Annotated in this window: 24 protein-coding genes, 1 pseudogene and 1 riboswitch; of the genes and pseudogenes, 8 read left to right on the top strand and 17 right to left on the bottom strand. The window is 33.9% G+C overall.

The features are described from left to right. Positions 1–122: 122 nt before the first annotated feature. The 3 genes from def to rnjA all read left to right on the top strand — a co-directional run bounded on the left by def (position 123) and on the right by rnjA (position 3062). Positions 123–674, top strand: coding sequence for a peptide deformylase (def, locus tag AK212_RS03165; RefSeq protein ID WP_053029145.1), 552 nt, complete (start codon positions 123–125; stop codon positions 672–674). A gap of 490 nt (positions 675–1164) precedes the next feature. Beyond that, entirely contained in the window at positions 1165–1383 is a 219-nt protein-coding gene (locus tag AK212_RS03160) for a DNA-dependent RNA polymerase subunit epsilon (RefSeq protein WP_053022625.1), read from the top strand. Next, positions 1383–3062, top strand: coding sequence for a ribonuclease J1 (gene rnjA / locus AK212_RS03155; RefSeq protein WP_053022624.1), 1680 nt, complete (start codon positions 1383–1385; stop codon positions 3060–3062). Before AK212_RS03160 ends, rnjA begins: the two co-directional genes overlap by 1 nt. Here rnjA and AK212_RS13770 read toward each other — a convergent pair. From AK212_RS13770 to AK212_RS03135, 5 genes and pseudogenes are all read right to left on the bottom strand, one after another. After that, a pseudogene (locus AK212_RS13770) lies at positions 3059–3442 on the bottom strand (IS5/IS1182 family transposase); the annotation flags it as partial. The gene rnjA and the pseudogene AK212_RS13770 overlap by 4 nt on opposite strands. Positions 3443–4233: 791 nt before the next feature. Next, complete coding sequence (locus tag AK212_RS03150; RefSeq protein WP_053022623.1) at positions 4234–4623, bottom strand: YbaN family protein; 390 nt, start codon at positions 4621–4623, stop codon at positions 4234–4236. Positions 4624–4783: 160 nt separating this feature from the next. Beyond that, the gene (locus AK212_RS03145) at positions 4784–5443 is read right to left on the bottom strand and encodes a potassium channel family protein (protein ID WP_053029144.1); all 660 of its coding nucleotides are present in this window, start codon (positions 5441–5443) and stop codon (positions 4784–4786) included. A 125-nt stretch (positions 5444–5568) separates the two neighbouring features. After that, the gene (locus AK212_RS03140; protein WP_053017747.1) at positions 5569–6585 is read right to left on the bottom strand and encodes a cytochrome d ubiquinol oxidase subunit II; all 1017 of its coding nucleotides are present in this window, start codon (positions 6583–6585) and stop codon (positions 5569–5571) included. Further along, a complete protein-coding gene (locus AK212_RS03135; protein WP_053029143.1) occupies positions 6585–7937 on the bottom strand; it encodes a cytochrome ubiquinol oxidase subunit I in 1353 nt (450 codons plus the stop codon). Before AK212_RS03135 ends, AK212_RS03140 begins: the two co-directional genes overlap by 1 nt. A 200-nt stretch (positions 7938–8137) precedes the next feature. Between AK212_RS03135 and AK212_RS03130 the strand changes: the two genes are divergently transcribed. Then, positions 8138–8371 carry a glutaredoxin family protein gene (locus AK212_RS03130; RefSeq protein ID WP_053029142.1) on the top strand — a complete coding sequence of 78 codons (234 nt, stop codon included), beginning with the start codon at positions 8138–8140 and terminating at the stop codon, positions 8369–8371. A 112-nt stretch (positions 8372–8483) separates the two neighbouring features. Here the strand turns inward: AK212_RS03130 and ptsP are convergent, their stop codons facing one another. The 5 genes from ptsP to auxA all read right to left on the bottom strand — a co-directional run bounded on the left by ptsP (position 8484) and on the right by auxA (position 14058). Continuing rightward, positions 8484–10199 (bottom strand): phosphoenolpyruvate--protein phosphotransferase, encoded by a 1716-nt coding sequence (gene ptsP, locus AK212_RS03125; RefSeq protein ID WP_053029141.1) that lies wholly within the window; start codon positions 10197–10199, stop codon positions 8484–8486. A gap of 2 nt (positions 10200–10201) precedes the next feature. Next, positions 10202–10468: a phosphocarrier protein HPr gene (locus tag AK212_RS03120; protein ID WP_011276148.1), complete on the bottom strand. Its 267-nt coding sequence runs from the start codon at positions 10466–10468 to the stop codon at positions 10202–10204. A 334-nt stretch (positions 10469–10802) separates the two neighbouring features. Further along, positions 10803–11345, bottom strand: coding sequence for a hypothetical protein (locus tag AK212_RS03115; RefSeq protein WP_053022619.1), 543 nt, complete (start codon positions 11343–11345; stop codon positions 10803–10805). Positions 11346–11402: 57 nt separating this feature from the next. Continuing rightward, positions 11403–12575: a class I SAM-dependent rRNA methyltransferase gene (locus tag AK212_RS03110; protein WP_053022618.1), complete on the bottom strand. Its 1173-nt coding sequence runs from the start codon at positions 12573–12575 to the stop codon at positions 11403–11405. 187 nt (positions 12576–12762) lie between these two features. Then, positions 12763–14058 (bottom strand): lipoteichoic acid stability factor AuxA, encoded by a 1296-nt coding sequence (gene auxA / locus AK212_RS03105; protein ID WP_053029140.1) that lies wholly within the window; start codon positions 14056–14058, stop codon positions 12763–12765. 149 nt (positions 14059–14207) lie between these two features. On the opposite strand from auxA, the gene graF reads away from it, so the two are divergent. The 4 genes from graF to AK212_RS03090 all read left to right on the top strand — a co-directional run bounded on the left by graF (position 14208) and on the right by AK212_RS03090 (position 17553). Further along, entirely contained in the window at positions 14208–14327 is a 120-nt protein-coding gene (gene graF / locus AK212_RS13330; protein ID WP_141763602.1) for a glycopeptide resistance-associated protein GraF, read from the top strand. A gap of 243 nt (positions 14328–14570) precedes the next feature. Continuing rightward, positions 14571–14670, top strand: a riboswitch (TPP riboswitch). An 89-nt stretch (positions 14671–14759) separates the two neighbouring features. Beyond that, on the top strand, positions 14760–15335 hold the full coding sequence (locus AK212_RS03100) for an ECF transporter S component (protein WP_053017839.1): 576 nt from the start codon (positions 14760–14762) through the stop codon (positions 15333–15335). A gap of 12 nt (positions 15336–15347) precedes the next feature. After that, positions 15348–16751 (top strand): ABC transporter ATP-binding protein, encoded by a 1404-nt coding sequence (locus AK212_RS03095; RefSeq protein ID WP_053029139.1) that lies wholly within the window; start codon positions 15348–15350, stop codon positions 16749–16751. After that, positions 16744–17553 (top strand): energy-coupling factor transporter transmembrane component T family protein, encoded by an 810-nt coding sequence (locus AK212_RS03090; RefSeq protein WP_011276155.1) that lies wholly within the window; start codon positions 16744–16746, stop codon positions 17551–17553. Before AK212_RS03095 ends, AK212_RS03090 begins: the two co-directional genes overlap by 8 nt. A gap of 58 nt (positions 17554–17611) precedes the next feature. Here AK212_RS03090 and purD read toward each other — a convergent pair whose 3' ends face one another. From purD to purQ, 7 genes are read right to left on the bottom strand one after another with little or no spacing between them, the layout of a single operon-like run. After that, positions 17612–18853: a phosphoribosylamine--glycine ligase gene (gene purD / locus AK212_RS03085; protein WP_053029138.1), complete on the bottom strand. Its 1242-nt coding sequence runs from the start codon at positions 18851–18853 to the stop codon at positions 17612–17614. Between the two features lie 33 nt (positions 18854–18886). Continuing rightward, positions 18887–20365 carry a bifunctional phosphoribosylaminoimidazolecarboxamide formyltransferase/IMP cyclohydrolase gene (gene purH / locus AK212_RS03080; RefSeq protein WP_053029137.1) on the bottom strand — a complete coding sequence of 493 codons (1479 nt, stop codon included), beginning with the start codon at positions 20363–20365 and terminating at the stop codon, positions 18887–18889. A 15-nt stretch (positions 20366–20380) separates the two neighbouring features. Then, entirely contained in the window at positions 20381–20947 is a 567-nt protein-coding gene (gene purN, locus AK212_RS03075) for a phosphoribosylglycinamide formyltransferase (protein ID WP_053029136.1), read from the bottom strand. After that, on the bottom strand, positions 20947–21978 hold the full coding sequence (gene purM, locus AK212_RS03070; protein WP_053029135.1) for a phosphoribosylformylglycinamidine cyclo-ligase: 1032 nt from the start codon (positions 21976–21978) through the stop codon (positions 20947–20949). Before purM ends, purN begins: the two co-directional genes overlap by 1 nt. Then, positions 21971–23455 (bottom strand): amidophosphoribosyltransferase, encoded by a 1485-nt coding sequence (gene purF / locus AK212_RS03065; protein WP_053029134.1) that lies wholly within the window; start codon positions 23453–23455, stop codon positions 21971–21973. Before purF ends, purM begins: the two co-directional genes overlap by 8 nt. Then, positions 23434–25623 (bottom strand): phosphoribosylformylglycinamidine synthase subunit PurL, encoded by a 2190-nt coding sequence (gene purL, locus AK212_RS03060; protein WP_053029133.1) that lies wholly within the window; start codon positions 25621–25623, stop codon positions 23434–23436. The genes purF and purL overlap by 22 nt, the downstream gene beginning before the upstream one ends. Then, positions 25616–26287, bottom strand: a complete 672-nt coding sequence (gene purQ / locus AK212_RS03055; protein ID WP_053029132.1) for a phosphoribosylformylglycinamidine synthase subunit PurQ — start codon at positions 26285–26287, stop codon at positions 25616–25618. Before purQ ends, purL begins: the two co-directional genes overlap by 8 nt. Between the last annotated feature and the right edge of the window lies 1 nt (position 26288).

Raw genomic sequence — 26288 nt, 5'->3', positions numbered from 1 at the left:
AACCTCCTCGTAGTCATTCGACTGTTATCATATAAAATTATGCTTTATAAATCAAATGAAATAAGATAATGTACTTATGATTCGTTTTTCTGTTATATTTTATTATAAGGAAGGTGTATGACATGTTAACTATGAAAGATATTATCAGAGATGGTCATCCTACGTTACGCGCTAAAGCGGAAGATGTAAATTTACCGTTATCTGATGAAGATAAAAATACATTAAAAGAAATGCGTCAATTTTTAATTAACAGTCAAGATGATGACATTGCTAAAAAATATGGTTTACGTTCAGGCGTTGGTTTAGCTGCTCCTCAAATTAATGTTTCTAAAAGAATGATTGCTGTTTACTTACCTGATGATGGAAACGGTAAATCATATGACTATATGCTGGTTAATCCTAAAATCATGAGCCACAGTGTTCAACACGCCTATTTACCTACTGGTGAAGGTTGTTTGAGTGTGGATGAAAATATTCCTGGATTAGTTCATAGACATTATAGAGTAACTATTAAAGCATTAGACATTGACGGTAATGAAGTTAAATTAAGATTAAAAGGTTACCCTGCGATTATTTTCCAACATGAAATCGATCATTTAAACGGTATTATGTTCTATGATTATATTGATCAAGAAAATCCATTAACACCATTACCAGACTCAGTTGAGGTTTAACTTTAATCAAGTTTATTTTACTCAAGCTATTTTCAAATATGGAAGTAGTTTGAGTTTTTTATTTATCCACGGCGTGAACAATAAATTTAATTCTTACTTATTTAATAATATTTAGACTTTATATCTAGTAATTGAAGTGTAGAACAGATATAAACTGCTTTATTTATTCATATACATAATGTAAAATAAATAGTAACTGAAATCTTAGTGTAATGCTAATTTTCAAATAATGAACGACATTTATATTTGCCTTAATACACGGTTGAAAGTCAGAAACATTTCATATTGTGCTTAATCACATAACTATTAGGTCGATATTTATAACATGACGCTAATATCAACACGTAGACAAATCAATATCTGCAAATAATTGTAAATTGATAAAGTACTACTATTAATCTACGCAATATGACTGGACGTATCAAGTTGATTAAGGTTTCAGATTAATAAAATCAATTAAGATGTTTAAATTTAGGAGGAACTATCCAATATGACAGTATTTAAAGTATTTTTCCAACATAACAAAGACGAAGTAATCGTTCGTGAAAACACAAATACAATTTATGTTGAAGGTGAAACAGAGGAACAAGTAAGACGTTATTTAAAAGACCGCAATTATAATATCGAATTCATTACTAAATTAGAGGGCGCACATTTAGAATATGAAAAAGAACATTCTGATCATTTCAACGTGGAGAATGCTCAATAATGAAGCAATTACATTCTAACGAAGTAGGTGTATATGCTTTAGGTGGCTTAGGTGAAGTCGGTAAAAACACTTACGCCATCGAATATAAGAACGAAATCGTCATCATAGATGCTGGAATTAAATTCCCTGATGATAATTTACTAGGAATTGACTACGTCATTCCTGATTACACTTACCTCGAACAAAATCAAGATAAAATTGTCGGTCTATTCATAACACACGGACATGAAGACCATATAGGTGGTGTGCCCTACCTATTAAAACAAATTAATGTACCTATTTATGGTGGTCCATTAGCTTTAGGACTAATACGTAATAAGCTAGATGAACACAACTTATTACGTAATGCGTCATTAAATGAGATTACAGAAGATAGTGTTATTAAATCGAAACACTTTGAAATATCATTTTATCTAACAACTCATAGTATTCCTGAAGCTTACGGTGTAATTATCGACACACCTGAAGGCAAAATTGTTCATACTGGTGACTTTAAATTTGATTTTACGCCTGTAGGTGAACCAGCGAATATTGCTAAAATGGCTGAATTAGGTAAAGAAGGTGTTCTATGTCTTCTATCTGATTCAACTAATGCCTTAGTTCCTGATTTCACACTAAGTGAGCGAGAAGTCGGACAGAACGTTGATAAGATTTTCCGTAATTGTAAGGGACGTATTATATTTGCTACCTTTGCATCTAATATTTACCGTGTACAACAAGCGGTTGAAGCTGCAATTAAATACAATCGTAAAATTGTAACATTTGGTCGTTCTATGGAAAATAATATCAAAATTGGTATGGAGCTTGGTTACATCAAAGCACCGCCAGAAACTTTTGTGGAGCCAAATAAAATTAACAATATTCCTAAACATGAATTACTTATTCTATGTACAGGCTCTCAAGGTGAACCGATGGCTGCTTTATCTCGTATCGCAAATGGAACGCATAAACAAATTAAAATTATTCCAGATGATACTGTAGTCTTCAGTTCTTCACCTATTCCAGGTAATACTAAGAGTATCAACCGCACTATTAATGCTTTATATAAAGCTGGTGCTGATGTAATTCATAGTAAAATATCTAATATTCATACATCAGGTCACGGTTCACAAGGCGATCAGCAATTAATGCTTCGCTTAATTCAACCGAAATACTTCTTACCTATTCACGGTGAATATCGCATGCTTAAAGCACATGGTCAGACTGGTGTTGACTGTGGTGTTAAAGAAGACAACGTCTTTATCTTTGATATCGGTGACGTGCTTGCATTAACACATGACTCAGCACGTAAAGCAGGTCGTATACCTTCTGGAAATGTGTTAGTTGATGGTAGTGGTATTGGTGATATTGGTAATGTCGTTATCCGCGATCGTAAATTATTATCTGAAGAAGGCTTAGTCATAGTTGTCGTTAGTATCGATTTCAGTACTAATAAATTGCTTTCTGGTCCAGACATCATTTCTCGTGGTTTCGTATATATGCGAGAATCTGGACAATTAATTTACGATGCGCAACGTAAAATTAAAACTGATGTTATTTCAAAACTAAATGCTAATCCAAATATTCAATGGCATCAAATTAAATCGTCAATCATTGAGACACTACAACCTTATTTATATGATAAAACAGCACGTCGTCCAATGATTTTACCTGTAATCATGAAAGTGAACGAAGATTAATAAATGGTTTCCGCATGACGTAATAGCGTCTGGGACACAAAGTTCCAGGATAAGTAAATTAAGACAATTTCTATTGAAATAATATAGAAATTGTCTTTTTTTATTATTTTTAGCTCATTGAGTTGTTACTTTCTTTATATTATGTGCATTAGCACAATTCCTTATTCTCTTTTGGATTTATTTATCTCTTGTACAGACATTCGAGTGAAACCCAAAAACGCCTCCATAAATCTAAAAGTAAGCGCCACATCAATTTTCCTTTGACTGTAGGTGGTTTTCGTTTTAGATTCTAAAAGTATTCAATTAATTTGGGCTTTAAAACATTCACAATTATAATTCTTCATTCATTTTTTATTTATTTTTGAATTGAAGTTCATACAGTTGTCCATTTTTCATACAATCTTCTTTCATTTTCATCAATGTGACATCATGGTCTATTTTAGAATAACTATTATTATATTTTGGTATAGTTACTTGAGTCATATTATATTTTTTAGTATTTTAATATAAAATTACATATAAATATAAAATATTTTGGCAAGACGCTTACGTTGATTATTAATGAACATAAGTGCTCACACACTTAGGTAAATAGCTCTATAGATGGATAATAATTGGCGTTGCGCGCGGGGCCCTAGCGAAGAGATTTTCAACATGAAAATCTACAAGCAAAGTAAGCTGGGGTTAATTAACGTAAGTGCTCACACACTTACGTAAATAGTTCTAAGATAGATTACGAAACAGAGTTGCGGAGACTCCTAGGGGGGCAGTAGTTTCAAAGAACCTAAGTGCTATAACACTTAGGTAAGTAGCTCTAAAGATGGATAATAAATGGCGTTGCGCGACTCCTCTGTTGGTTATTAATGAACATAAGTGCTAGCGCACTTATGTAAGAAATTCTAAAGATGAACTACGAATGACGTTGTGTGACGCCTGAGGGAGTAGGATGAGTGTCCAGACCGCGGCTCGACCCATCCCCCTAACAACAGAATGAGTAAATGTTCATCTAAGCATTTCTTTAAAAGGACTACAGGCTGAAGCTGTCCCCTAAGGTAGCGAGCCAACAATATCAAGTATTGCAAATAAAGAAACCAGTAAATGCGTTTTAACAAACGCATTTACTGGTTATTTTGCTAGGAATGATGTCCCAACCTCTTCCTGATTACGATAACTATGATGATCCTTTGTCTTGATTAAAATTCGCTGGTAATGTCTTAACAAATGTAAATAACACAATCGTTTGAATGATTACCATAATGACTAACCCAATTCGAATATATAAGTTTGAAATCATAAAAATAGAAAAACCAACTACTATATATAAACTTATAAGTATTCTTATTTTTTCTTTCATCGTATAACCTTTATACTTTTTAAGATTCTCAACGTAATCTTTATAAATTTGAGTGCTTTCAAGCCATACTTTGAACTTTTTGGAACTATTTGTAAAACATATGACTGCTAAAATTAAAAACGGTGTTGTCGGTAATAATGGTAACACTGCACCTATAAAAGCTATTACAGTAAATAATATACCTAATGCTATTAATACATATCTCATTTACTTGTATCATCACTCCATATCCCATTTTTGAAACTAGATATTTTCCACTTACATTCCCTCTAGTTATTATAAAAACATCACAAGTATTAAAGTTACCAAATCGTCAATCAATCTTATGTCTATGATTCGAAGTCCTTTAATAATTGTGATGCAAACTTTATCTTACAATTTTCTTTTCAAAACGATTTAAATCATTATCATGACCTATCATAATCAATATATCTCCAAATTCGATGTTCATCGAAGGGTCTGGGGATACAACAATTTCTTTACCACGTTTAATCGCAATAATATTGATTCCAAATTGCGCACGAATATCTAAATCGATAATTGATTGTCCTGTCATTTTTTCACTTGCTTTTAATTCAACTAGTGAGTGTTCATCTGCTAATTCAAGGTAGTCTAAAACACTAGCGCTTGCTACATTATGCGCAATTCGACGTCCCATATCTCTCTCAGGATGGACAACTGTATCTGCACCAATTTTATTTAATATTTTAGCATGATAATCATTTTGAGCTTTTGCTGTAACTTTTTTAACACCTAATTCTTTAAGAATAAGCGTAGTTAATGTACTAGATTGTATATTTTCACCAATTGCTACGATAACATGATCAAAGTTACGAATACCTAAACTTTTCATCACAGCTTCATCTGTCGTATCAGCTACGACTGCGTGCGTTGCAATGTCACTATAATCATTAACACGTACCTCGTCTCTATCAATTGCCATAACATCCATATCTAACGCATTTAACTCTCTTACTATACTTCCACCAAAGCGACCTAACCCAATAACAACATATTCTTTCTCCATTGAACGGCTACCCCTATCTCTTAAAAATAAGGCAAAGGCTGAGATAAATGACATCATGTATATTATACTTCATAAAGTTAATATACATTGATGTTCATTATCTCAGCCCCCTTCTATTATTATAATTATTTTTTACCTTCTACATATTCTTTATCGAATACAAATAATCTCAATAATAATATTAACGATGGAACTAATAAAAGTAAACCTAAAATAAATACAATCACAAGTGCTAATCCCATTGAATCATTAACACCTGAATCACTTACCTTAATAAATGGATATAATAAATAAGGTAATTTACTTATGCCATATCCATAAAATGCAAATGCCATTTGGAGTATCACCATTATAAATGCTAGACCATGATATTTCTTAATGAAGTTCAAAATACCCGCTACAATGAAACAAATGAAGCTTAATGCAAACATCCACCAGTAATGTTGTACTGCATTATTGAAATGATCTGCATTTTGAATTCTCAACGATAAGAAAACAAATAGTGAAATAATAATCATAGGAGGTCCCCAGAAAATAAACCATTGTCTCATATATTTATATGCCACTTCATCTTTAGCTTTCGATGCATAGTATGTTAAAAATCCTGAAGATATATACAATACACTAATGATTGCTAAAAAGACGACTGACCAAGCAAATGGACTAAGTAGTAATTGGAACCAATCTAAATCAAAATGTGAACCACGTTCATTGATGTAGCCACCTTCAGATATTGTTAATACCGTTGCTAATGATGCTGGAATTAACAAACCTGTTAAACCATACATAACTATCCATGGCAATTTAGTGTCTTGACCATAATGTTCAAATGCGTAGAAACTTCCTCGAATAGAAATCAGAATAAGCGCAATAGAACCAGGTACTAGCAACACAGTACCAAAATATAATGCTGAATCAGGGAAAAATCCTACAAATCCAACAAAGAAGAACACGAAGAATACATTTGTAACTTCCCATACTGGATTTAAGTATCGTTCAACTAAGTGGTTAATCTTTTTCTCTTCTCCAGTTAATTTAGTGTGTAAAGTAAAGAAACCCGCACCAAAGTCAATTGAAGCAACAATGATATATAAAAATAAGAACGTCCAAAGTACGGTAATACCTATTGTAGTGTAATCCATTAAGCATGACCTCCTTTTTCGATGACTTTATCTACATCATCTTGGGCAGGTTTATCTTTGAACATACGAATGAGTACATATGCTGATGTAAAGAGTAATACTAAGTAGAGTAATCCAAATAGTATAGTAACTAATGTTATTCCTCCTGCTTGCGTAGCAGCTTCACTCACACGCATATATCCTCTAACTATCCATGGTTGACGCCCAACCTCAGTTAAAAACCATCCAAATTCGATAGCTAACATAGAAGCTGGCCCAGTAAGAAGAATCGCGTATAACATACCTTTATGCGTAACGAATTTACGTAGTTTCTTAATGATTAAAGTTAAAATAAAAGCACCTGAAATAACAAAGCATAATACACCCATAGTTACCATTAAATCAAAGAAGTAATGGACAATTAATGGAGGTAGTTCATCTTTCGGAAAATCATTGAGTCCTTCTACTTTAGTGTTTACATTATTATCCGCTAAGAAACTCAGCATGCCTGGTATTTTGATAGCACCTTCAACTTCTTGAGTCTTCTCGTTTAATACACCGAAGAATACTAAATCCGCTTTCGATTGCGTATCAAAGTGCCACTCGTAAGCCGCTAATTTCTCAGGTTGCGCTTGGTGTAAGAATTTAGCTGATAAGTCTCCCGCTAACATTGACAATAATGTTGATAAGAATCCAACAATCATAGTCATTTTTAAAGCTTTTTTATGATATTCTGCATCTTTATTATATTTGTTTTTCAATAGTTTAAATGCTGCAATAGATGCTAGAACAAACGCCATTGTCATACCTGCAGTAGCTACCACATGGAACGCTCTTACTAGGAATGAAGGATTGAACATTGCTTCAAGTGGTTGTACATTAACCATTTTGCCGTCCTTCATTTCAAATCCTGCTGGTGTATTCATGAATGAGTTCACTGATGTAATAAAGAACGCAGAGAATGAACCACCGATAATAACTGGGATGCTAATAATGAAGTGTGTCCATTTATTTTTGAAACGATCCCATGTATATAAATAAATACTTAAGAATATCGCTTCAAAGAAGAACGCAAATGTCTCCATAAATAGTGGTAAAGCAATGACATGCCCACCCATTTTCATAAATGTTGGCCAAATTAATGATAATTGTAAACCGATAATTGTACCTGTTACAACACCGACAGCAACAGTAATGGTATAACCTTTCGACCAACGCTTGGCTAATGCTATATATTTAGGATCCTTGTTTTTGATTCCTAAAAATTCTGCAATTGCGAACATAAGTGGCATACCAACACCTATCGTCGCAAAGATGATATGTACTGCTAATGTCATACCAGTTAGGAAACGACTAATTTCAACGGAATCCATAATTTTATCACCTTTTCTATATCTATTTTTAAAAAGCAATTAATATAAATTATATTATGTTCTATTTTCTAACTAAATCCTTTTGCTTAAATTTAAGGAAGATTTTTTTATGAAATTCACATAATTTTCACAGTTTGCATTTCTTTCCAAAATTATATATAGTATTTTTCATGATAATAACTCGATAGGAGTGAGCTCGATTGCCAAACATCGTTATTTTTACTCAAAATGATTGTCCCCCTTGTACATTTGTAAAAAATTATCTTACTGAACACAAGGTCGGTTATATTGAAAAGAACATTGCGAATCAACAATATCGCGCTGAAATGATGGATTATGATGCGTTCGCTACACCATTTATTCTCTTAGATGGCGAACCAATGTATCAAGTGGACTTAGATAAGATTAATGCTGCATGTCATATTGGTTCATAGTATAATCATATTAACGATACAGACCTAGCACTAAATGAAATGATTTAGTTGCTAGGTTCTTTATTGTAAAAAAACACCTTAACGTCAGTTAAGGTGTTTAATCTATATAATATTATTTAGAAATATGATTAACTAAATCTTTTACTTCTTCTTGTGTAGCACAATTAATTGCACGGTTAGCTAATTCAGACATTTCATTTTTACTTAAACCATTGATTTGTCTTCTAGCTTTTAAAATAGATGTCGCACTCATTGAGAACTCATCTAAGCCTAAACCTAGTAATAATGGAATCGCTGTTTCATCTCCAGCCATTTCACCACACATACCAGTCCATTTACCTTCTTTATGAGAAGCTTCAATAACTTGCTTAACTAAGCGTAAAATAGCTGGGTTGTATGGTTGATATAAGTAAGAAACGCGTTCTGACATACGGTCAGCTGCCATAGTATATTGAATTAAATCATTCGTACCAATACTGAAGAAATCAACTTCTTTAGCAAAGATATCAGCTAATGCAGCTGTAGATGGAATCTCAACCATGATGCCTAATTCAATGTCATCAGAGATATCATGACCATCATTTTTAAGATTTTCTTTTTCTTCTAAAAGAATCGCTTTCGCATCACGGAATTCATTGATTGTAGCGACCATTGGGAACATAATGTTTAATTTACCATATACTGAAGCACGTAATAATGCACGTAATTGCGTTCTAAAAATATCTTGTTGATCTAAGCATAAACGGATTGCTCTGTAACCTAAGAATGGATTCATTTCTTTAGGTAAATTTAAATATGGTAGTTCTTTATCGCCACCAATATCTAACGTACGAACTACAACACGTTTATCTTTCATTGTTTCAAGCACTTTTTTATAGGCTTCAAATTGCTCATCTTCTGTTGGCATTTGATCTCTACCCATATAAAGGAATTCAGTTCTATATAATCCGATTCCTTCAGCGCCATTTTCCATTACACCATATAAGTCATCAGGTGTACCGATATTTGCAGCTAATTCTGCATGTTCTCCGTCGATGGTTACTGTTTCAGCATCACGTAATTTTTGTAATTCTTTTTTATCTTCAAAGAAACGTTCACGTTTGTTTTGATAAGCAATTAACTCATCTTCTGTTGGGTCAACAATAACGTCACCAGTGATACCATCAACGATAACCATATCGCCTTGTTTAACTTCTTTAGTAATTGATTTCGTACCTACAACTGCAGCAATTTCTAATGAGCGACTCATAATTGCTGAATGGCTTGTACGACCACCAATATTTGTAACGAAACCTTGAACAAATTCTTTATTTAATTGTGCTGTATCTGAAGGTGTTAAGTCATTTCCAACGATAACAACACTTTCATCAATCATACTTGGGTTTGGTAATTCAACACCTAAAAGATGTGCTAACACACGTTTTGACACGTCTCTAATGTCTGCAGCACGTTCTCTCATGTATTCATTATCCATAGATTCGAAGATTGTAATAAATTGTGAAGTAACTTCATCAAGGGCTTCTGGAGCACTTACTTTTTCATTCGCAATTTTATCTTCGATTGGTTGAATTAACTCAGGATCATCAAGTACTAATAAATGCGCATCAAAAATTGCAGCTTTATCAGGACCTAATTGCTTTTCAGCATTATTTCTGATTTTAGTTAATTCAATTTTAGAAGCTTCTAACGCATTTCTGAATTTTCGAATTTCAGCATCAGTATCTGTAACTTTTTCATTAGTGAATGATAAATCAGGTTCTACTAATAAATAAGCTTTAGCAATTGCGACACCATCTGATGCCGCAATACCATTAATTAATTTTGACATAATTATTCAGTTAAACCTTCTTTAGATAAGACATCACTGATTGCTTGAATTGCGTCTGCTTCATCGCTTCCATCAGCGTAGATAGTGATTTCAGCATCTTTACCTACACCTAAACTCATAACACCCATGATTGATTTTAAGTTAACTTTTTTACCGTTATATTCTAATTGAATATCTGAATCAAATTTTGATGCAGTTTGAACTAACATAGTTGCAGGGCGTGCATGAATACCTGTTTCATCGATAATTACATAAGATTTTTGTTCCATAATCTATTTCTCCTTCGCAAAGTTAGAATATTCAAATTTGTCATAATCTAACATAATTTTATACCATAACACTACCAAAATATATTACTAAATTCAATTCTAATAGGATTGAAAAACTATTATAATTGGTTTTTATAGAAATAAACAAGTGTTTCAAATTGTAAAAAGTCGATTTTAACCTTCAATATTTTTACTTACTTATCGTATGCATAACAGCACAAATTAAAATCACTGTCACAACTTTGGTTTAAATTATAATTTAAGACAAATTCGTATGATAACTATTTAGCCTTTATCATTAAGCTTACTCCAATTATACTACAACATTTTCATTTTAAATAATATCATGAAGCACTTTTTCACATTTTTCGATATGTTCGCGCCCAAGTTTGTTCATAAAGTAGTAACTGATTGATGCTGAAACAGCTTGTCCAACAACAGGGAACCATTTTGTTTGTTTCGCTGCAGCACGTTTTGCCATGTCTCTAATAACCACTTTTAACACAGCACTTGATACTTTTTTACCAATAAATGAACTACCTTGAATTGCTGCTGCTGCTAAAATTCGTTCTTTCACATCATCCCCAAGCGTATTCACTTGTTTATGATCTAGTCCATAAATTTTATTAACATCTTCAATAATGTCTCGCATTAATTTAATATCTACGCCAAAGTCTAGTCCAGGAATTGGCACAATACTCATACTTGATGATAATAATGATTTTTTCTTCACAATTGTTTCCGCTTTTGCTCTGCGTTCAGCTAATTCTTCTTTAGTAGTCGGTAAGTTACTTTTTTCTTTAATTTCTTCAATATTTAAAACTTTGTTCCCAACTTTATTTGTAACGCCACTTGTAAATTTATTCATAATGCCCATTTAAAGACACACCTTTCTTAAATCATTCATTAACCATGTATACCCATTTTTAATGATTTAATGCTTGATATTAATAAATACAGCTTTTAAATATTTTGACGGCTTATAGTGTGGGTGCGTTTTAAAATCCTTAGGCAACCCCATAACTTCCTCAATATCATATGCTACATCTGCTTCATTAAGCGTAGTTTTAATAACATTTTTAAAGGCTTTCAATGAAAAAGCACTTGAATTTGTACATAATAATAGAGAACCATTCGGAGCAAGTATATTTAATGCACCATTAATTAAATCATCGTAATTCTTTTGTACCGAAAATGTCTTCTTCTTATTACGAGCGAAACTTGGTGGATCAATTACAATCGTATCGTATACTTTGCCGTGTCGCGCAGCATAATTGTAAAAATCAAATGTATCCATTACATAAATATACTGGCTTTTAGGATCAATACCATTTAAACCAAAGTTTTCTTCCGTTAAACTACGTGAACGATTGGCTAAATCCACACTTGTTGTTGTAGTCGCATTTTTAGCAGCTACAACCGAAAATGCACCAGTATAACTAAATAAATTAAGTATATGCTTATCTTTTGCAAAGTGGTCTCGTAATTTCTTTCTTACTTCTTTTTGATCTAGGAAAATGCCTGTCATCAAGCCATCATCTAAATCTACATTATAAAATGTAAAATTTTCCTCTATAACTATTGGAAATTCAGGCGTCTCTCCTAATACATGTCCACCTGTATATTCCGAATCTTTAAAACGCATTTTTTCAAAAATTGACTTAAATGGAAATACTTTCTGAATCGCTTCAATGACATTATAGCGGAATTTATATATTCCTTTTGAGTACCATTGAATCAATAAATGGCCATCGTAGTTATCAATCGTTAAACCACCAACGCCATCGCCTTCTGCATTAAATAATCTAAACGCATTAGTACCTTCGATATGATAATAATAGTCACGTTCTTGTAATGCAATTTCAAATCTTTTTTCGAAAAAAGATGTATTAATTGTTTCATTTTGATCGTAGCTTAATATCCAGCCAAGTCCCTTATGTTGGCGCCCAACATATGCGGTTGCAATGTACTGTTCTTGACCATTCATAATGTAAAATAAGTCGCCTTCTTTTAAATGATCATTGTTATAAATATCCGCTTCATCTACTAGCGGATAGTGATTTAAATACTTTGTTTCTTTACCTCTATTTAATGTGGCTATTTTCATTTTCAAACGCTCCTATTTAGATTGTTTTAAGTTTGAATTTTATACAACACTCTCGTTATCGTTCAACACTAGTTTAACAAATATAAAATTATCATTACACAAAACAACATTAAACAAAAAAGGCGGAACGTGAAGTCTATTTTGTCACCATAGATTTCACGTTACCACCTTATCAAAATTAAACGCATTAAGGTCTGTCTCTCAATTGTAACGTAAATGCGATAATAACCGCTATCAACATTAAGATTAACGTTGGAGTTATAAAGATCGATAATAATAATCCATGAATCATAATGTTTACAAATTCAGTTAACAATTTAAAGAATAGAATACTAACCATAAAGAGTTGTAAATAATAATATTTACCTCTTAAGAAATGTGTAAATGTCGTTGCAATATAAGTGATAATAACTAGCATTAATAATAATAAAGTTACCCATTCAACAACATATTGTGTTTGGGATAGTTCCCATTCACCTGATACAAATAAAGCATTTCTGTTATTAAATTCAATAAATGTAAATAGGAATAAAATGAAACCACAGAATATTTCTACATACGCTGGTTTAATCCATTTCGGACGTCTCATCCAATTAGGAATATCATCTTCTTCAATATTAAATACATTTTTGAATTTATTCTTAAATTTATCACGTTTTGATCTGATTTTTTCTAAATCGACACTTCTTCTCGTCTTACGTGCATATTCTGATGTTTTATCTTGAAGCTGTTTAAAATGAACTTTAGACTGATTCGAAACATTTCCTTTACTTGTTCTTGATAATTCAGGTTCTTCTTCTCCCAATTCTTCTTTAGTCAATGGTAAGGATCTTCTTAAGAATAAGAAATTCCAAATTGAAGCTTGCGCTAATAACCACATTACTAAGAAAAATGTATTTACACTTAATATATCTATTGGTGCAATTTCATTGGCATCAATTTTGCCGTATAAAGAAATTTGAGTAATTAAATAACTTATTCCGTAAGAAAAGATAATCCATAAGTAATGATTTTTTCTATTAGCAACATTAAGTTCATCTTTATATACAATGTAGCCTGTGTGAATAATAAAAGGAATAATAAAAATAATTGCCCAAAAACTATATACTTGAGTCATTAAAGTAATTGAAATGAGGAAGTATAAAATCCCAATAATTAAAAAGAAAATTGAGATGTCGTAATCATATTTCGTAGTTCTATATAATGCATAACCAATAAGCATTACAAGAATACCAAACAGAATAATTATGACTGCACTAATAATAGGAAAGTTGCCTATGAACCTACTCATCACTCTAATAATTTCACTGAAGAATGCATTAAGGAAATCCCATAAATTATGAATTTTTAATTCAACTTTATCTTTATCCTTTAATTGATTAATTAAAGGTAAATTTATAAGTATTATGAGACCCGTGAAGAGTGAAACGATACCGACAATATAACTAAAAATAATCTCGGTGTGTTTCTTAAGAAAAGACATACTGTTCACCTCAAAATTCATTATATAGTAAGATGTTAATCTTGTCTTTATTAAACAATAAAATACATCTTGAGACCTATATAAGTTTATCCTAGTTTTATATGGGTAAACTTAAATTGTAAACATTAATCTAACAAGGAGTGTTCATTATGACAAACGAAGATGCTAAAAAAGCAAAAGAAGTAGAAGAAAAATTAAAAGAACAAAAAGAAGAAAAAACTGACGACATCGAACAAACTAAAAAAGATGTTCAAAACACTTTAGATTAATTACTAAAGCAATTATTTATAAAGGTTACAGCTTCACTCATTCATTTGCGTAGCTAACCGAACTGAGATGGCGCTATATTTCATGCGCTTCTCAGTTCTTTTCATTTTTAATGGTATTTAAGGCCATCAATTCATAATGTTTCATTCATTATGAATATCGATTTTTCTCTCATTTTTTTAATTTAATTAAAATCGCCTTGACATTAATTCATAAAAGTCATACATTTAAAATAAATTAAATATAAAACGCACTAGGGGTGTGTATACTGAGATGAGGTTTTACCTCGAACCCTTTGAACCTGAACTAGTTAAAACTAGCGTAGGAAAGTGTTGCTAATATAAATAATTGTAGTAAATACATATAAAACTTTTTATTTAAATTCACGCACAACTTTCTACGGATGGTTGTGCGTTTTTTTAGGAGGAAATATCATGTCAAAAGGTTTAAAGCTTTCAGAAATCCTTGTAACTGTTCTGATTGCAGTAGTATTTGCGATAATTTATAACTTATGGTGGTTTGCGTATAACGTGGCGCAAGTTGCCGGTGTTCATATTGAACAATTAACATATGGCGTTTGGTTTATGGCAGCTATCGTCGCATATTTAATTATTCCTAAACCTGGTATTGCACTTATTGCAGAGTTTGCTGCAGGTGCTGGTGAAACAATTGTTATGGGTAAATTTGATATTCCTACAATTGTATATGCAATTCTTCAAGGTTTAGCTTGTGAAATTATTTTTGCTATTTTTAAATACAAATCTAGATCATTAATGGTTGCTGTATTAGCTGGATTAGCAACTGCATTAATTTCATTTCCAGTTGATTATTATTACGGTTATTTAGCTGAAGTCGCAGGATGGAATCTTCTTTTATTCATTATATTCCGTTCTATTAGCGGTATTGTCATTGCCGGCTTATTATCTTATCTCATTGTTAAAGCATTAGATCAAACAGGTGTGACGAAATTATTCCGCCCTGCTTCTCAAAAAGACTACGACAACCTATAAGGGGAAATTAAAGTGTTAAAAGCGAAAAATTTACGTCTGAAATATCCGAATGGCGAACGTAAAATCTTCGATAATTTGAATATTGAAATTAAAGATAAAGAAAAAGTGCTTTTACTAGGTCCTTCAGGATCTGGTAAAAGCACATTACTTAATGTTTTAAGTGGCATTGTGCCAAATCTAATTGAGTTACCTATGAAATATGATGAACTTGAAATCGATCCACATTCCGGTGTCATCTTTCAAGATCCAGATACGCAGTTTTGTATGCCTAAAGTGTATGAAGAACTTGCTTTCGTTCTGGAAAATAAGCAAGTACCGCGTAATGAAATGGACGCACTTATAGAGAATGCTTTAGCATCGGTTGATTTAAATGTTACGGACAATACATTCGTCAATCATCTTAGTGGCGGTATGAAACAAAAGCTCGCTATTGTTGAAACTATTTTACAAGAAGCTAATACGCTTTTCTTAGATGAGCCTACTGCCATGTTAGATGTAGATGCTACAGCTGATTTGTGGCAACGACTTATTCAGTTATGGTCTGATCAAACTGTGCTTATTGTCGAACACAAAGTTGAACATATTTGGGAGCATGTCGATAGAGTCATCTTATTGAATTATGAAGGGCAAATCATAGCAGATGGCACACCGGATTACATATTAAAAAACTGTGAGCATTTACTCACTGAATTTGGCGTTTGGCATCCTCATGCTTGGGATCATGCGCCAAAGCCGATTACATTTCCAGCTAATAAAGCTGAAACATTATTTACTTTTAAGAATGGTCAAGTTATTCGTGGTAAAAAACAATTATTCCAGACATCCGAATTAAATGTTCATTCTGGAGAATGGATTACGATAACTGGGAAAAATGGTACAGGTAAAACAACGCTGTTAGAATCAATGATGCAACTTATAAAATATGAAGGTACGATGGCTTATAAGAATACAATATTGAAGAAAATAAAAGATGCAGCCAAGCATATGTATCTCGTTTATCAAAACCCTGAATTACAATTTATAACAAATTCAGTTTATGAAGAAATATATATTCATTATAATCACCAAGAACCTTCAATCGCTGAAAATGAAACGATGAAACTTTTAAAATTATTGCATTTAGAAGCCGTTAAAAACCAACATCCATTTGAATTATCTATGGGTCAGAAACGACGTCTTAGCGTAGCTACTGCACTAAGTTCAAAAGCCGATATCATCTTGCTAGATGAACCAACATTCGGACTGGATAGTCACAATACATTCCAATTGATTGAACTTTTCCAAGAAAGCGTCTCTAGTGGTCAAACCATCATTATGGTTACACACGATCCGGAAATCATTCATCGCTATCCAACACGTCGTTTAATCGTCGAAGATAACCAACTCATTGAAGAGGAAGGTGAATCACATGTTTGAACGTTGGAAGAAACACTATTCCTTTGTAGATGACGTTAATATCATTACGAAACTTTTACTTGGTGTAGCGCTATTCATTTTCATTATATTTGTCCATAATTTTGATTATATGATTTACATTACCATTATTATGTTTTTATTTTTAATGGCATTTAATGGTACGCAATTTAAAATTACAGGAGCCTTTATTTTAGCCACTGTGCTATTTGCGCTATTATCGTCATTATTTATGATTCTTTATGGTGATGGTACACATATGTTATTTAAATGGGGCATTATTCAAATTAGTACTGAAAGTATTGTACGTGGCTTGCATTTATCATTACGTACAATTACAGTGTCAATGTTTGGTATTTTATTGGCCCTCACGTCCGAAATTGTCATGATTTTTTATAGCCTAATGCAACATTTAAAAGTAAAACCTAAAATTGCATATGCGTTTATGGCTGCGATTAGAATGGTACCTCTCATTTTTACATCACTTATTCAATTGAGACGTTCGCTTAAAATGCGTTATCAAATGATTGATGCTTCAAATTATAGAGGGCTTAAACGTCTAAAACATTTATTAATACCTATCTTAAGTCAAAATATCCGTCGTGCGCATCAACTGTCTGTTGCGATGGAATCTAAAGGCTTCAAAGATGGTCCAAGAACATATTATTATAAAGCACCGTTTTCTTATAAAGATATTTTATTTGTAATTTGCGTTGTGGCCATATTAATCATCGCATTTTATCTTTCACAATACTTCCCTATCACTGGGATTACTGATGCTCGTGTATCAGGTTATACCTCATAAAAAATACGGAGTGGGACAGAATTCTTTTGAATTCATCGTCCCACTCCATTATTTACATTTACTTATTCAATGCCTTATTTCCAATATCATGACGATAAAATAGGTTATCACTCTTAATTTTTTCTACATTGTCATAAGCTACATTCTGTGCATCTTCAATTGTTGCACCTTTTCCAAGAGCTAATATCACTCTGCCTCCTGAAGTAACAAAAGCATCATCTTCTTTACGTAAACCACTTACGAAATAAGTATCATTCAATTCAAACCCAGTTACTTTAGCACCTTTAGCGTAACTTCCTGGATAACCCTTAGAGGCTAACATGACGCCCACGACATAGTCATCTTGCCATTGGAATCTAATTGGTTCTTTGCGATCTAAAGCAACGATTTGAGCCATTAAATCACTCTCTAATCGACTTAACAATACTTGTGCCTCTGGGTCTCCAAAGCGTGCATTAAATTCAATCACTTTGGGTCCTTCAGATGTTAAAATCGCACCAATATAAAGTAATCCAAAGTAATCATAACCTTCTGCTTTCATCGCTTTCGCAATAGGTTGTGCAATTTCTTTATTCGTACGTGTTAAGACATCGTCAGTAATATGAGGCACTGGACAATATGCACCCATACCACCAGTATTAGGTCCTTCATCATGATCAAAGGCACGTTTATGGTCTTGCGCAATACAATCAAACGGAACTGCATATTCACCATTAATAAAGGTCATTAAAGAGAATTCTTCACCCTCTAAAAATTGTTCAAATACCACTTTACCCTGCTCTTCCGGATATAGTGTTTCAACCGCTTCTTTCGCCGCTTCACGTGTATCAGCGATAATAACTCCTTTACCAGCTGCTAAGCCATCTTTCTTAGCTACGATAGGTAAATCACAATGTTTTATATAGTCGAGTGCTTCTGTTTTAGAATTCACTTCTTTATAATCCGCAGTTGGAATATTATATTTTTTCATTAATTGTTTAGCAAATAGCTTAGACCCTTCTATTTGAGCCGCGTCCTTATTTGGACCAAATACCTTTACATTAGCTTGTCGTAATTGATCTGGTAATCCATCAATTAATGGTTGTTCCGGTCCTACAATTACCCATTCAATATTCTTTTCTTGAACAAAGTTTAAGATGGCTTCATGATCACTTTCTGCAATGTCAGTATGCACTTCTGCAACATTAACCATAGCGTCATTACCTGGAATTGCGTGTAATTGATCAATTAATGGTGATTGACGCAATTTATTAGCTAAAGCGTGTTCGCGGCCACCCGCTCCGATAACTAAAACATTCATCATTATTACCCCTTCCATTATTTAAATGACAAATTAATGCTTGAAGTGACGCATACCAGTTGTCACCATAGCAATGCCATATTTATTCGCCATATCAATTGAATCTTGGTCTTTAATTGAACCACCCGGTTGAATAATAGCTTTAATACCATGCTGTGCAGCCAATTCAACGGTATCATCCATTGGGAAGAAACCATCTGAAACTAGGGCAACATTGTCATTGATTTCTATTGCACGCTCTAACGCAATTTTTGCAGAGCCAACACGATTCATTTGACCTGCACCAATCCCTACCGTTTGTTTCGTATTACTCAAGATGACAGCATTACTTTTTACAGAAGGGATTACTTTCCAACCTAATAGCATCGCATCCCACTGATCGTCAGTAGGTGCCTTGTCAGTTACAACTTTCATATCTTCTTTAGCAACTTCAAAGTTGTCTTTGTCTTGGACTAAATAACCACCAGATACAGAAACAAATTCTTCTTCACGATTATCAATCGTCATATCAATTTCAAGCAATCGGATATTTTTCTTTTGCGTTAGAATATCTAAAGCTTCATCTGTAAATCGTGGCGCGATGACCACCTCTAAGAATATCGCATGCAACGTTTCTGCTAATTCAGCAGTCACTGTTCTATTTAATGCGATAATGCCACCAAAAATAGATTGGTTATCTGCATCATAAGCATGTTTAAACGCAATTTCAATATTGTCGCCAATACCTACACCACAAGGGTTCATATGTTTAACGGCAACAGCAGCTGGTTCACTAAACTTCTTCACAAGTGAAAGTGCTGAATCCGCATCTTTAATATTATTAAAGCTTAACGCTTTACCATGTAATTGTTTAGCACCTGCAATAGTATGTTTACTATTCGAAGTACGAACAAAGCGAGCTGATTGTTGAGGGTTCTCGCCATATCTTAATTGTTCGCTATCTCCTTTAAAGAAGCTTACAATAGCATGATCATATTCATTTGTATGTGTAAATACTTTTATCATTAATGCTTTACGGTACGCTTCATCTAGTCGATCTTCTCTTATACGCTCGATGACTTCATTATAATCAGATGGGTGTACAATTGTCGTTACATGCTTAAAGTTTTTAGCTGCAGCACGTAGCATCGTAGGTCCGCCAATATCAATGTTTTCAATTGCTTCTGCTTCAGTCACATCAGGATTTTCAACCGTTTTTTGAAAAGGATATAAATTCACTACCACCATATCGATTAAATCAATATGTTGTTCCGATAATTGTTCTAAATGTTCAGGTTTATCTCTATCCGCTAAAATACCACCATGTACCGCCGGGTGTAATGTTTTAACACGGCCATCCATAATTTCGGGAAATTGTGTTAACTCTGAAACAGATTTCACTGGTACAGAAGCATCTTCTAAAGCACCTTTAGTTCCTCCAGTTGAATAAAGTTCATAATCTAATTTGATTAACGATTTAGCAAATTCCACTATTCCACTTTTGTTTGAGACACTTAAAATTGCTTTTTTCATGATTAGCTTAACTCCTTATTTAATAACTTTAGCTATAACACTTGGATAAAGTTCGTATTCCAATTGTTTAACACGTTCTTCCAATTCTTCTTTAGTATCGTCCGATTTAATATCACATTGTCGTTGATCAATAATTTCTCCCGTATCCATGCCACTATCTACATAATGAACCGTTGAACCAGTAATCTTATCACCGCTATTAAATGCTTGTCCTATAGCATCTTTCCCCTTATATTTCGGTAACAATGATGGATGGATATTTAAAATTTTACCTTCGTATGCTTCTAATAAGTCAGGCCCAATTAATCGCATATAGCCAGCAAGGATAATCCATTCTACTTCTTCGCGTTGTAACAACTTAATTACATGTTGTTCATAGGCTGCTTTTGATTCGAAATCTTTAGGTTCATTAATATTGACAGCTACTTTTAATTGTTCAGCACGTTTGACGCAGTACGCATCGTGATGATCAGTATATAAAGATGTAATTTCTATATTATTGAGTTCCCCTTTATCTGCGCATAATACAATATTTTCGAAATTACTACCTGAACCAGATGCAAATATTGCTACTTTAGCCACTACTCTACCCCCTCAAGATGAATAGGTGTGTCTTTGTCTTCAATAATTTCACCTATTTCGAAAGCAGCTATACCCTCTTGTTTTAAAATATCAAGTGATTGCGCAACATCTTTTTTATCGATTATGACAGTAAAACCAATCCCCATATTAAAGACATTGTACATTTCTTTAGTATCTATATTGGCTTGTTGTTGTAGCCAATTAAATACATTTGGTGTTGGAAATGCTTGTGTATCAATGTTAGCTGCTAAACCTTCTGGCAACCCTCGTGGAATATTCTCATAAAAACCACCACCAGTGATATGATTCATTCCTTTAATTTGAACAACTTTTTTTAGAGCAAGAATAGGTTTTACATAGAGCTGCGTTGGTGCTAGAAACGTTTCTAAGTACGAACGACCATCAAAGTCATCATTTAAATCAATACCTGATTCTTTAATTAATTTACGTACCAAACTATAACCATTAGAGTGAATCCCATTTGAAGCTAAACCAATAATGGCTTGTCCAGCTTCAATCGCTGAGCCATCAATGTATGCGTCTTTCTCAACTGCACCCACAGCAAACCCAGCAAGATCGTACTCACCTTCGTGGTACATCTCACCCATTTCTGCCGTTTCACCACCAATAAGTGCAGTATTTGTTTCTTCACAACCATCACTGACGCCTTTTACGATTTGTTCAATAACTTCTGGGACAACTTTATTTGTTGCAATATAATCTAAAAAGTATAGTGGTTCCGCACCCGTAGTTAAAATATCGTTCACGCACATTGCAACCGCATCTATACCGATTGTGTCATGTTTGTCATGATCAATAGCCAATTTCAATTTAGTCCCTACACCATCTGTGCCAGAAACTAAGACGGGTGCTTTCATATTTAATTGCGATAAATCAAAAGTAGCACCAAATCCACCTAAACCACCTAATACTTCTTTACGCATCGTACGTTTCACATGACTGGACATTCTCTCTACTGCTTCATAACCTGCGTGAATATCAACACCTGATTGTTCGTATGCTTTAGACATGAATATTACCCTCTCTATCAAAGTAGTGTTTATGATTATTGATATAATCTTGTTGACGTTGACTTAAGTTCTTATAATATTTCTCTTCATAATCAAACAGTCCTGCTGGATAGTCACCTGTAAAGCTCTCTACACATAATCCGCTATATGGTGCATCATAATCCAACCCAATTGACTCGATTAAACCGTCTACACTTAAATAAGATAGCGAGTCTGCACCGATATAATCACAAATTTCTTCAGGTGACTTGCTTGCTGAAATAAGTTCGGCAGTCGTTGAAACATCAATTCCGTAAAAGCTAGGAAACATAAATTCTGGTGAAGCAATTCTGACATGCACTTCTTTAGCTCCAGAATCTTTTAACATTCTGACAATACGCTTACTCGTCGTGCCACGTACAATTGAATCATCAACTAAGACAATGCGCTTTCCTTCTACAATATCTTTAACTGCTGATAATTTAACGCGAACACCTTGCTCCCTTAACTCTTGTGTCGGTTGAATAAATGTGCGAGCAACATATTGATTTTTTACTAAGCCCATTTCATAAGGTAAATGACTTTCTTCAGCATAGCCACTTGCCGCTGATAATGAGGAGTTGGGTACACCAATGACCATATCTGCATCTGCAGGGCTTTCTTGTGCTAATTTCTTTCCAGATGCTTTGCGTACTGCGTGGACATTTTTACCCGCGATGGTTGAATCAGGTCGCGCAAAATAAATGTATTCCATCGCTGATATAGCTGTATTCGTATGACTTGTATATGATTTAACCTCAATACCTTCATCGTTAATCACAACGTATTCTCCAGCATGGATGTCTTGCACATATTCTGCACCTAATACATCAATGGCACATGTTTCACTAGCTAAGATGTACGTACCGTCTTGCATTTTGCCAACGACTAACGGACGAATCGCATTAGGGTCAACAGCGCCATATAATGCATCTTTAGTAAGAATTGCAAAGGTGAAGCCACCTTTAATTTGGCGTAAACTTTCTTTTAATGCTTCTTCAAAAGTGGGTGCCTTACTTCTACGTATTAAATGCATAATCACTTCAGTGTCGGATGATGAATGGAATATCGCACCGTGTTTTTCCAAATATTGACGCAATGTCTGTGCATTAATTAAATTACCATTATGGCAGATCGCAACACTCATATCGTAAAAGTGATACAAGAATGGTTGTATATTTTCAATACCTTTATTACCTGAAGTCGCATAGCGAACATGGCCAATCGCGTTGTGACCATTTTTAAGTTGATCCATTTGGTCACCTTTAATTGCTTCTGTTAACAATCCAAGACCACGTTCACCTTTTAAAACTTCTCCATCTGATACAACGATACCTGCACCTTCTTGACCACGATGTTGCAAACTGTGAAGTCCCATATAAGTCAATTGAGCGGCTTCTGAATGATTCCAAATGCCGAATACACCACATTCCTCGTTTAATCCACTGTAGTTAAACATTGTGCAATTGCTCCTTCCCAACTTTCTTTAATATCTGAGACTTTTTCAACAATCGAACTTTGAGCATTCGTTACTTTAAATTCATCAACATCTGTTAATTGACCAATTTCTATAGCATCGTCAATATTTAAAGCCTGACCTTCTTTAACAGCAATGATATATCGACCTTGCGTTTCACTAAACAATTGTGCATCTGTAAGATCAACTGAAGCTTCTAACCCTAAACTGTAGTGCGCACTTAAGCGTGCTAAAGTGATTAATAAACCACCTTTACCTACTGTTTGTACGTGTGAAGCCACGCCATTTCGAATCGCATTTTTAACCGCTTCTCCTTTAGCAACTTCATCACTTAAATCAATCGCTTCAAATTCATGATTCACTTTACCGTACAATAATTTTTCAATTTGACTACCGCCAAAGTCATCTCTTGTTTCACCAACTAAATACAATTTATGGCCAGCTTCAGGGTGGAAGTCATTAAGGTAATTAATATCTTCAATTAATCCAACCATTCCTACGACAGGCGTTGGGAAAATGGATGTGCCACGTGTTTCGTTATAAAGAGAAACGTTACCTGAAACAACTGGTGTTTTTAATACTTCACACGCTTCTGACATGCCCTTCGTTGAATCAATCAATTGTTGATAGATTTCTTTCTTTTCTGGTGAACCATAGTTTAAGCAGTCTGTCATAGCTAGTGGTGTAGCACCTACAGCAATTAAATTACGATAAGCTTCTGCAACGACCATTTTTCCGCCCTCATACGGTTGGTTAAATACGTAACGTGCTTCACCGTCTATCGTAGATGCAATAGCTTTATTCGTACCTTCTACACGAACAACTGATGACTGTAGTCCTGGTTTGATAATCGTATTTGCACCAACTTGTTGATCATATTGTTCATATAAATAATGTTTAGAAGCAATTGTTGGGTGTTTTAAAAGTTTTTCAAAGACATCTTGAACATGGATTGAACTATAGTCATTTTTTGATGTGTTGTATTCTTTATCTTCACCCTCTAGCACATAAACCGGTGCTTCATCTGCAAGAGATTGCACAGGGATATCTGCAAATAGCTCATCTTCATATTTAAGTACGAAGCGGTCAGTGTTCGTTACTTTACCAATTACCGCACTATCTAATTCGTGTTTTTCAAATAAATCTAAGAATTTTTGTTCAGTACCTTTTTCAACGACTAGTAACATTCGTTCTTGCGTTTCAGAAAGCATCATTTCATAAGGTGAAATACCTGGTTCACGTGTAGGCACTTTATCTAAATGTAATTCTAGACCGCTGCCACCTTTAGCTGCCATTTCTGATGATGAAGATGTTAAACCAGCGGCACCCATATCTTGAATACCAACTAATTCGTCAAAAGTAATCGCTTCTAATGTTGCTTCCATAAGTTTTTTACCTACAAATGGATCCCCAATTTGAACTGACGGACGTTTACTTTCACTTTCTTCAGTCAACTCTTCAGATGCAAAAGTGGCACCATGAATACCATCACGACCTGTTTTGAGTCCTACATATATAACCGAGTTACCTTCACCTTTAGCAGTTCCTTTTTGGATCATGTCATGATCAATCACACCGACACACATATCATTGACTAACGGATTACCATCATAGCGATCATCAAATTCAATTTCTCCAGCTGTTGTTGGAATACCGATACAATTACCGTAACCGCCAATACCACGAACAACACCTTTAAGTAAACGTTGGTTTTGTTTCACTGACAATTCACCGAAACGCAAGCTATTTAATAAATTAATAGGTCTAGCTCCAATTGATACAATATCTCTAATGATGCCACCTACACCTGTTGCAGCACCTTGATAAGGTTCAATAGCAGATGGATGGTTATGTGATTCAACTTTAAACACAACTGCTTGGTTGTCTCCTATATCTACTACACCTGCACCTTCACCAGGTCCCATTAAGACATGTTCACCTGTTGTCGGAAATTGCTTTAAGAATGGTTTAGAGTGTTTATAAGAGCAATGTTCACTCCACATCACTGAGAAGATGCCTACTTCTGTAAAGTTAGGTTCTCTCCCTAATATTTCACACACTTTGTTATATTCCGCGTCACTTAAGCCCATATCTTGATACAATTTTTCAAGCTTAATTTCTTCAATACTAGGTTCGATAAACTTAGACATTTTGTTCCCTCCAACTATTTACCATTGCTTCAAATAATTTCACACCACTATCAGTTCCAAGAATGGTTTCAAGCGCACGTTCTGGGTGCGGCATCATACCACAAACATTACCTGCTTTATTAACAATCCCTGCAATATTTTCATGAGAGCCATTTGGATTATCTTCATAAGTTAAGATAATTTGATTATGCTCAATTAATTCATCATATATATCATCTGTACAGTAATAATGACCTTCACCATGTGCAACCGGATAAACGACAATTTCATTCTCACCATATAAATTTGTAAAAGGTGTTTGATTATTGGCAATTTTTAGACTTTCATTTCTGCTAATAAATAAATGAGAATCATTATGAAGCAATGCACCTGGTAATAAACCAATTTCTGTAAGAATTTGGAATCCATTACACACACCAAGAACCGGTTTACCTTCACTTGCTAGACGTTTCACTTCACTAATGATAGGTGCTACACTTGCCATTGCGCCTGAGCGTAAATAGTCACCAAAAGAAAAACCACCTGGAATTAATACGCCATCGTAACCTTCCAATGATGTCTCACGATAGTCAACATATTCTGCTTCAGCACCTGTCTTAATCGCTGCATTGTACATGTCTCTATCACAATTAGATCCTGGGAATACGAGAACTGCAAATTTCATC

The sequence above is a fragment of the Staphylococcus borealis genome, assembly GCF_001224225.1.
GTDB lineage: Bacteria > Bacillota > Bacilli > Staphylococcales > Staphylococcaceae > Staphylococcus > Staphylococcus borealis.
Note: the sequence above shows the minus strand (reverse complement) of the source record. Positions and strands in the feature narration are given on the sequence as shown.

Excerpts from the sequence above, each read along its gene's own strand:
- auxA (WP_053029140.1), bottom strand. The coding sequence starts at position 14,058 with ATGTCTTTTCTTAAGAAACACACCGAGATTATTTTTAGTTATATTGTC.
- AK212_RS03115 (WP_053022619.1), bottom strand. The coding sequence starts at position 11,345 with ATGGGCATTATGAATAAATTTACAAGTGGCGTTACAAATAAAGTTGGG.
- purM (WP_053029135.1), bottom strand. The coding sequence starts at position 21,978 with ATGTCTAAAGCATACGAACAATCAGGTGTTGATATTCACGCAGGTTAT.
- rnjA (WP_053022624.1), top strand. The coding sequence starts at position 1,383 with ATGAAGCAATTACATTCTAACGAAGTAGGTGTATATGCTTTAGGTGGC.
- ptsP (WP_053029141.1), bottom strand. The coding sequence starts at position 10,199 with ATGTCAAAATTAATTAATGGTATTGCGGCATCAGATGGTGTCGCAATT.
- purL (WP_053029133.1), bottom strand. The coding sequence starts at position 25,623 with ATGTCTAAGTTTATCGAACCTAGTATTGAAGAAATTAAGCTTGAAAAA.
- AK212_RS03090 (WP_011276155.1), top strand. The coding sequence starts at position 16,744 with ATGTTTGAACGTTGGAAGAAACACTATTCCTTTGTAGATGACGTTAAT.
- purQ (WP_053029132.1), bottom strand. The coding sequence starts at position 26,287 with ATGAAATTTGCAGTTCTCGTATTCCCAGGATCTAATTGTGATAGAGAC.
- purF (WP_053029134.1), bottom strand. The coding sequence starts at position 23,455 with ATGTTTAACTACAGTGGATTAAACGAGGAATGTGGTGTATTCGGCATT.
- graF (WP_141763602.1), top strand. The coding sequence starts at position 14,208 with ATGACAAACGAAGATGCTAAAAAAGCAAAAGAAGTAGAAGAAAAATTA.
- AK212_RS03160 (WP_053022625.1), top strand. The coding sequence starts at position 1,165 with ATGACAGTATTTAAAGTATTTTTCCAACATAACAAAGACGAAGTAATC.
- AK212_RS03120 (WP_011276148.1), bottom strand. The coding sequence starts at position 10,468 with ATGGAACAAAAATCTTATGTAATTATCGATGAAACAGGTATTCATGCA.
- AK212_RS03100 (WP_053017839.1), top strand. The coding sequence starts at position 14,760 with ATGTCAAAAGGTTTAAAGCTTTCAGAAATCCTTGTAACTGTTCTGATT.
- AK212_RS03145 (WP_053029144.1), bottom strand. The coding sequence starts at position 5,443 with ATGGAGAAAGAATATGTTGTTATTGGGTTAGGTCGCTTTGGTGGAAGT.
- AK212_RS03135 (WP_053029143.1), bottom strand. The coding sequence starts at position 7,937 with ATGGATTCCGTTGAAATTAGTCGTTTCCTAACTGGTATGACATTAGCA.
- purD (WP_053029138.1), bottom strand. The coding sequence starts at position 18,853 with ATGAATGTTTTAGTTATCGGAGCGGGTGGCCGCGAACACGCTTTAGCT.
- AK212_RS03110 (WP_053022618.1), bottom strand. The coding sequence starts at position 12,575 with ATGAAAATAGCCACATTAAATAGAGGTAAAGAAACAAAGTATTTAAAT.
- AK212_RS03150 (WP_053022623.1), bottom strand. The coding sequence starts at position 4,623 with ATGAGATATGTATTAATAGCATTAGGTATATTATTTACTGTAATAGCT.
- purH (WP_053029137.1), bottom strand. The coding sequence starts at position 20,365 with ATGAAAAAAGCAATTTTAAGTGTCTCAAACAAAAGTGGAATAGTGGAA.
- AK212_RS03140 (WP_053017747.1), bottom strand. The coding sequence starts at position 6,585 with ATGGATTACACTACAATAGGTATTACCGTACTTTGGACGTTCTTATTT.
- def (WP_053029145.1), top strand. The coding sequence starts at position 123 with ATGTTAACTATGAAAGATATTATCAGAGATGGTCATCCTACGTTACGC.